The sequence below is a fragment of the Acinetobacter tianfuensis genome, from assembly GCF_003611465.1.
GTDB lineage: Bacteria > Pseudomonadota > Gammaproteobacteria > Pseudomonadales > Moraxellaceae > Acinetobacter > Acinetobacter tianfuensis.
Genome location: NZ_RAXV01000109.1, coordinates 1 through 370, shown reverse-complemented (window position 1 = coordinate 370; position 370 = coordinate 1). Strand labels below are relative to the sequence as shown.

General features: G+C 49.5%; 3 tRNA genes. All 3 read left to right on the top strand.

What is annotated here, in order from left to right:
* Positions 1-14: 14 nt before the first annotated feature.
* Positions 15-99: transfer RNA gene (locus D7V32_RS17105), tRNA-Leu, on the top strand.
* A gap of 33 nt (positions 100-132) precedes the next feature.
* Positions 133-206 (top strand) — tRNA-Trp (locus D7V32_RS17100).
* Positions 207-241: 35 nt separating this feature from the next.
* Positions 242-326: transfer RNA gene (locus tag D7V32_RS17095), tRNA-Leu, on the top strand.
* The last annotated feature ends 44 nt before the right edge of the window (positions 327-370 follow it).

The window sequence follows — 370 nt, the reverse complement described above, 5'->3', positions numbered from 1 at the left end:
TATACACAGCCATTGGGGACGTGGCGAAATTGGTAGACGCACTGGATTTAGGTTCCAGCGCCGCGAGGCGTGAGAGTTCGAGTCTCTCCGTCCCCACCATAATATCTATGAAGATGGATTTTATGGGGCAATAGAGGATTGGTGTAATGGTAGCATGTCGGTCTCCAAAACCGTTGGTCAAGGTTCGAGTCCTTGATTCTCTGCCAACTTAAAGTCTAACCTTAAGGTTAGCAACCCTGATGGGGACGTGGCGAAATTGGTAGACGCACTGGATTTAGGTTCCAGCGCCGCGAGGTGTGAGAGTTCGAGTCTCTCCGTCCCCACCATCAAGTATTAAAGCAAGGCATAGTCCTTGCTTTTTTATTGCCTG